At 68.0% G+C, this 4,914-nt stretch carries 4 protein-coding genes; 2 read left to right on the top strand and 2 right to left on the bottom strand.

From position 1 onward, the window contains the following. Positions 1-172 precede the first annotated feature (172 nt). On the top strand, positions 173-2,803 hold the full coding sequence (locus tag DJ70_RS03740) for a valine--tRNA ligase (RefSeq protein WP_094530278.1): 2,631 nt from the start codon (positions 173-175) through the stop codon (positions 2,801-2,803). A gap of 19 nt (positions 2,804-2,822) precedes the next feature. On the opposite strand, the gene DJ70_RS03735 is transcribed toward DJ70_RS03740, so the two are convergent. Together DJ70_RS03735 and DJ70_RS03730 are read right to left on the bottom strand one after the other, a co-directional pair. Beyond that, positions 2,823-3,881 (bottom strand): quinone-dependent dihydroorotate dehydrogenase, encoded by a 1,059-nt coding sequence (locus DJ70_RS03735; protein ID WP_094530276.1) that lies wholly within the window; start codon positions 3,879-3,881, stop codon positions 2,823-2,825. A 120-nt stretch (positions 3,882-4,001) separates the two neighbouring features. Continuing rightward, positions 4,002-4,205 (bottom strand): AbrB/MazE/SpoVT family DNA-binding domain-containing protein, encoded by a 204-nt coding sequence (locus tag DJ70_RS03730; protein ID WP_008001971.1) that lies wholly within the window; start codon positions 4,203-4,205, stop codon positions 4,002-4,004. A 254-nt stretch (positions 4,206-4,459) separates the two neighbouring features. Here DJ70_RS03730 and DJ70_RS03725 point away from each other — a divergent pair, with 254 nt between their 5' ends. Beyond that, positions 4,460-4,789: a non-histone chromosomal MC1 family protein gene (locus DJ70_RS03725; RefSeq protein WP_094530274.1), complete on the top strand. Its 330-nt coding sequence runs from the start codon at positions 4,460-4,462 to the stop codon at positions 4,787-4,789. Positions 4,790-4,914 lie beyond the last annotated feature (125 nt).

Below are 4,914 nucleotides of genomic sequence, written 5' to 3'. Positions count from 1 at the left end.
CCTCCCCAGCCTCGTCGCTGGCGCGGTTCCGCGCCAGCGACTCCCTCGCGCGCGTTGCTCGCGCGCGCCGGATCACTTAGTCAACCGTCGACCGGCCGCTTGTCGACCAGCCGCCGCCGTTCCGGCGTAACCGAGGCCGTTAAGAGGGAACCGCGGGAAATCCCACCCGATAATGCCCAGCGGAGAGTACGACCCCGACACCGCCGAGCCGCACTGGCAGCGGCGATGGGTCGACGAGGAGACGTACGCGTACCCCGACGACCCCGTCGATCCGAACACCGCGTTCTCCATCGACACTCCCCCGCCGACCGTCTCCGGCAGCCTCCACTGGGGCCACGTGTACGGCTCGATCCTCCAGGACGTCGTCGCCCGCTTCCACCGGATGTACGACAGCGAGGTGTTCTACCCGTTCGGCTACGACGACAACGGGATCGCCTCCGAGCGGCTCACCGAGCGCGAGCTCGACGTCCGCCACCAGGACTTCGAGCGCCGCGAGTTCCAGCGCAAGTGCCGGGAGGTGTGTCTGGAGTACGAGGAGGAGTTCACGGAGAAGATGCAGGGCGTCGGCCTCTCCATCGACTGGAACAACACCTACCGCACCATCTCGCCCGAGGTCCAGCGCGTCTCCCAGCTCTCCTTCATCGACCTCTACGAGAAGGGCCGCGAGTACCGCCAGGAGGCCCCGGCGATCTGGTGTCCCGACTGCGAGACCGCCATCTCGCAGGTCGAGACCGAGGACGACGAGCGGGACTCGCACTTCCACGACATCGAGTTCGGGGTCGCGGGGAGCGAGGACGCCTTCACCATCTCCACGACGCGACCCGAACTCCTCCCCGCCTGCGTCGCCGTCTTCGTCCACCCCGACGACGAGGAGAACGCGGACCTCGTCGGCCGCGAGGCGGAGGTGCCGCTGTTCGGTCACGAGGTGCCGATCATCGCGGACGACCGCGTCGACATGGAGACCGGATCGGGGATCGTGATGTGTTGTACCTTCGGCGACCAGAACGACATCGAGTGGTACCAGGCGCACGACCTGGACCTCCGCGTCGCCATCGACGAGTCCGCCCACATGACCGACGTCGCCGGCGAGTACGAGGGGCTCCACTCCTCGGAGGCCCGCGAGGCCATCGTCGAGGACCTCGAGGCGGCCGGCGCGCTTCTCGATCGGTGGGAGATCACCCACACCGTCAACGTCCACGAGCGATGCGAGACGAGCGTCGAGTTCCTCGTCACCGAGCAGTGGTACATCGAGGTGCTGGACAAACGCGAGGAGTACCTCGAGGCCGGCCGCGAGATGGAGTGGTTCCCCGAGAAGATGTTCACGCGCTATGAACACTGGGTCGAGGGACTCCAGTGGGACTGGCTCATCTCCCGACAGCGCTCCTCCGGGATCCCCTTCCCCGTCTGGTACTGTGCGGACTGCGACCGCGAGGTCGTCGCCGAGAAGGCCGACCTCCCCGTCGACCCGCTCTCGGACGATCCCCCGATCGACGCCTGTCCGGAGTGCGGTCACGGGGAGTTCGTCCCCGAGGACGACGTGCTCGACACGTGGGCGACCTCCTCTCTCACCCCGCTCGTCAACGCCGGCTGGGACTACGACGAGGACGCCGGCGAGTTCGTCATGGACCGCCCGGAGATCTACCCGATGAACGTTCGGCCGCAGGGCCACGACATCATCTCCTTCTGGCTGTTCCACACCGTGATCAAGTGTTACGAGCACACCGGCGAGGTCCCCTTCGAGTCGACGATGATCAACGGGATGGTGCTCGACGAGAACCGCGAGAAGATGTCGAAGTCCAAGGGGAACGTCGTCGACCCCGACGCGGTGTTGGAGGAGTATCCCGTCGACGCCGCCCGCTACTGGGCGTCCGGCTCCGCGATCGGCGACGACCTGCCGTACCAGGAGAAGGGACTCCGCGCGGGCGAGAAACTCATCCGGAAGCTGTGGAACGCCTCGAAGCTGGTCGAGTCGCTCGCGCCGGAGCCGTACCCCGACGAGCCCGAGGGCGGTCTCCGCGAGATCGACCGCTGGCTGCTCGCGGAGCTCGACGCCGAGATCGGGACGCTCACCGAACGGCTGGAGAACCGCGAGTTCTCGAAGGCGCGCGACGGGCTCCGGAGCTTCTTCTGGAACACGTTCTGTGACGACTACCTCGAGATCGCCAAACAGCGCGAGGACGCCTCGGCGGCGTACACGCTCCGGACCGCCCACCGGCGGTTCCTGAAGCTGTTCGCGCCCGTGCTCGCGCACGTCACGGAGGAGCTGTGGCAGGACATGTACGCGGACGCGGCCGCGGGGGACGCGGGCGACTCGATCCACCTCGCCGACTGGCCCGAACCGCTCGGACTCGACGCCGACGCCGACGCGGGGCGCGCGGCGATGGCGGTCGTGGGCGCGCTCCGCCGGTACAAAAGCGAGAACCAGCTCCCGCTCAACGCCGACCTCGACGCGGTCGAGGTGTACGCCGACATCCGCGGGTTCGAGGACGACGTCACCGGTGTGATGCACGTCGCGGACCTGGAGGTCCACCCGGACGCGGAGGCGCCCGTCGAGACGGTGGTCACCGGGATCGACCTCGACTACGCCACCGTCGGCCCGAAACACGGGGACCGCGTCGGCGACATCGACGCCGCGCTCGCGAGCGGGGACTACGAGATCGACGGCGACGAGCTCCACGTCGCGGGCGTGGCGCTGGAGGACGGGGAGTTCTCGATCGAGGAGAACAGGCGGTACGCGGGCGAGGGCGAACTCCTGGACGCGGAGGACGTCGTCGTCATCGTCCGGAACGCGGTCGAGGCCTGACCGCTCGAACCCGACCCGATCACTCGAGGTCCGCGCCGACCGCGTCGCCGACCGTCTCGAACCCGTCGCGCTCGAGGAGGTCGAGCAGTCCCCGATTGATCGAACGGGCGATCTCCGGGCCCTCGTAGACGAGCGCGGTGTACAGCTGGACGACCGACGCGCCGGCGCGGATCTTCTCGTAGGCGCCCGCCGCGTCGGAGACGCCGCCGACGCCTACGACCGGCACGTCCGTCCGTTCCGCGACGAACCGGACGAGATCGGTGGCGGCGTCCTCGATCGGTTTCCCGGACAGGCCACCCCGTTCCGCGCGGTTCGGGCTCTCCAGCGTGTCGGGACGCGAGACGGTCGTGTTGGTCGCGATCACGCCGTCGAGATCCAGGTCGTCGACGACGGCGAGCGCCTCCGCGATCGCCGCCCGCGGGAGGTCGGGCGAGAGCTTGACCAGAAGCGGCGACGCGCCCGCCTCCGAGAGCGTTCCGAGGATCCCCTCGAGCGCCTCGCGGTTCTGTAGCTCGCGGAGGCCGGGCGTGTTGGGACTCGAGACGTTGACGACGAAGTAGTCGCCCGCGCCCGCGACGCGCTCGTACGTGTACAGGTAGTCGTCGGCCGCCTCCGACAGCGGCGTCGACTTCGACTTCCCGATGTTGACGCCGACCGGCACGTCCGGCATCGGCTCCCGGTCGAGCCGGTCGCCGACGGCGTCGGCGCCCTCGTTGTTGAAGCCCATGCGGTTGATCAACGCGCCGTCCTCGCGGAGTCGGAACAGTCGCGGTCGCGGGTTCCCCGACTGCCCCTCGGCGGTCACGCCGCCGACCTCGACGTGGCCGAACCCCAGCGCGGCGAGCGCCCGCGGCACCTCGGCGTTCTTGTCGAACCCGGCGGCCACGCCGACCGGGTTCGGAAAGGTCGCGTCGAACGCGTCGACCCGCAACCGCTCGTCCTCCACCGCGTACCGTCCCCGGAGCGCCGACTCGATCGGAGTACCCTGTACGCCACGGAGGAAACGGTGTCCCGCGGTGTGTGCCGTCTCGGCCGGCAGCGCGAACAGCGCCGGCTTCGCGAGGTCGTAGAGCCCCATCGGTCGGTTCTCGTCGCCGACGGGTATCAATCCGCCGACCCGGCGGAGAACGGCCGGCTCCGGGCCGGGGACGAGAGACGGTCGGGACGCGGGGCGGGGCGGCGGCGAACCGCGATGGCCTCAGAAGTCGTGCTCGAGCTGTTCGGGGTCCGAATCGGCCTTCTGGATGATGATCTTGCCGTCGCGGACGCGGACGAACACCTCGTCGCCGATCTCCATTCCGGCGACGGCGAGTTCGTCCTCGTGGAGGTTCACGTGGACGTTGTGGTACTCCCCGTCGTCGTCCTTGGCGCCACTCGGGCTGAGCTTCTTTTTGCGAACCATCGCGGATGTACGGCTCGCACTTCGCCACAGGAGACATATAAGTGTTGTTTACCCGTCCGATCTCCCGTCTCCGGACGAACCCGCCGTCCGACCGGCCGGGCGTCTCCCGGCTTCGTCGGCCGATCCGGTCGGTCGAGGGCGTCCCGAAACCGCCAGGCGGTTCCGGCGCACTTATAAACGACGTGCCGATCAGTTTTCATTTCGCCGATATATTTATTACGGGCTGTGTGTTGGATTGACATGGAGGTAAAACCATGGTACGTGAAGACGGTAAGCGAAACTTCGCTCTCCGAGAGGAGGACGGGTCGGAACCGAGCGAGTTCTCCGGGAACATGCCGAGACAGGCCGCGCTCAAGGCGGCCCGGACCCTCGAGCCCGCTCCTTCCGAGGAGGAGGCGGAACGAATCACGCTCAGGCTCCGGGAGAAGGGGACGGAGAAGGTCCACGAGTACGAGGGGTGGGCGTGGAAGGACAGCGCTCCCGAGGTCGACGACGCCGACGAGGACTTCTGGCTCAACGACCTCGACGACATCACGAAGGCGAACGTCTCGAAACAGGGCATCGAATACCTCGACGAGGAGTAGCCGACCGGTTCGTTCGTCCCCAGCGATCCCGCGTTTCTTTCGTCGACCGGCTCCGCCAGCCGCACGACGAGAACGATCCGACCGTTCCGTCGATCCCTTTCGAGGCATGAAACCGCATGACGTGG

Origin of the sequence: Halorubrum halodurans, assembly GCF_002252985.1 — an archaeon.
GTDB lineage: Archaea > Halobacteriota > Halobacteria > Halobacteriales > Haloferacaceae > Halorubrum > Halorubrum halodurans.
Note: the sequence above shows the minus strand (reverse complement) of the source record. Positions and strands in the feature narration are given on the sequence as shown.